Here is a 1,275-nt window from a genome sequence, read left to right as displayed (position 1 = left end):
GTTCAGCGCCGCCCCGCCCCGGGCGAAGTTCGCCACCATCTGCCCCGTGACTTCCGCCGGATAGGCGCTCACCCCCTCCTCCACCACCCCGTGGTCCGCCGCCATGACGACCAGGGCTTTCCGGGGAAGTCCGGGCGTTGCCTCGCCCCGCAGGGCGGCGAGCCGGCGGGCAAGCTCCTCCAGCCGCCCCAGGCTTCCCCGGGGCTTCGTCTTCGCGTCCAGGAGTTCCTGGCAGCGGGCAGCGGCGGTGGCATCAGGCTCGGGGACCTGTTCGAGGGCAGCGCGGTAGGGACGCATGGGAGCTTCCGGGGGGAGCGGCAGTCCGGCCCGTAGCTTGCTGGTGCCCAACAGACAACGGATTTTACTCAGCGGCGGGACGCACAAGGCGGTACACCATGTGCGACTCAAACGACCGCAGAGACATGGAGGCGGCAGGTGAAGGATGATGTACCCATGAAGGACACGGCCAGCAGCGAGCTGGAGCACCCGGAAGGCGAGCATCGACCCAAGGGGCCGCCGCTCGGAGAGGTGCTCGAGTTCATGCGCCTGCTCTGGGCCGTGGACCACGGGCTCCAATCCACGTCCAAGCGCATGGAGTCGACGCTCGGACTCACCGGGCCCCAGCGCCTGGTCGTCCGCCTGGTCGGCCGCTTCCCCGGCATCACCGCCGGGACGCTCGCGCAGATTCTGCACGTCCACCCCAGCACCCTCACCGGCGTCCTCAAGCGCCTGGAGAAGCGGGGCCTGCTGGAGCGCAAGGCCGACCCGCTCGATGGACGCAAGGCCCTCTTCGCCCTCACGGAGTCCGGCCGCGCGCTGGACATCCCCTCCGAGGGCACCGTGGAGTCCGCCGTGCAGCGCGTCCTGTCGCGCATGACGCGCACGCGCATCCTCTGCACCCAGGACGTGCTCACCGCGCTCGCCCAGGAGCTGGGCGGCGTCCCCACCGAAGCGCCCGAGGACGAGGCCAGCAAGAAGCAGCAGCCCACCGCGCGTTGACCGGCCGCCCTGGCCCCCGCCTCCGGTCGGGCACCGCCCCCCGGGGGCCCTGGAAGGGCCGGGCCCGTCTCCCGCGTTGCCTCCCAGACCCTCTGCCTTTCCCCTCCTTCCGGCGCCGGACACCCCAGGCCCCTCCCGTGAGTCTTCGGGACGTGGCGCCTCGCGCACGGAGGGAGGCTGCTAGAGAATCGGGAAATAGGCCGCCCCGCCGGGGGTTGGCTCGCCACTGAGCGGACAGGACAGCGTGAACCTCGAAACCCCGCAGACCCCAGGCCC

Annotated in this window: 2 protein-coding genes; one reads left to right on the top strand and one right to left on the bottom strand. The window is 71.6% G+C overall.

Features of this window, described 5'->3' with window-relative positions:
• Window positions 1–297 (bottom strand): nicotinate-nucleotide--dimethylbenzimidazole phosphoribosyltransferase (locus tag HG543_RS53695; RefSeq protein WP_211194817.1); only part of this gene is annotated, 297 nt, incomplete at its 3' end.
• Between the two features lie 156 nt (window positions 298–453).
• On the opposite strand from HG543_RS53695, the gene HG543_RS53690 reads away from it, so the two are divergent.
• Window positions 454–999: a MarR family winged helix-turn-helix transcriptional regulator gene (locus HG543_RS53690; protein ID WP_169352680.1), complete on the top strand. Its 546-nt coding sequence runs from the start codon at window positions 454–456 to the stop codon at window positions 997–999.
• The last annotated feature ends 276 nt before the right edge of the window (window positions 1,000–1,275 follow it).

The organism is Pyxidicoccus fallax (assembly GCF_012933655.1).
Lineage (GTDB): Bacteria > Myxococcota > Myxococcia > Myxococcales > Myxococcaceae > Myxococcus > Myxococcus fallax.
This window is presented reverse-complemented; position numbering and strand designations above follow the sequence as displayed.

Bases quoted from the DNA above. Each gene is read 5' to 3' on its own strand.
- HG543_RS53690 (WP_169352680.1), top strand. From the start codon at position 454: ATGAAGGACACGGCCAGCAGCGAGCTGGAGCACCCGGAAGGCGAGCAT.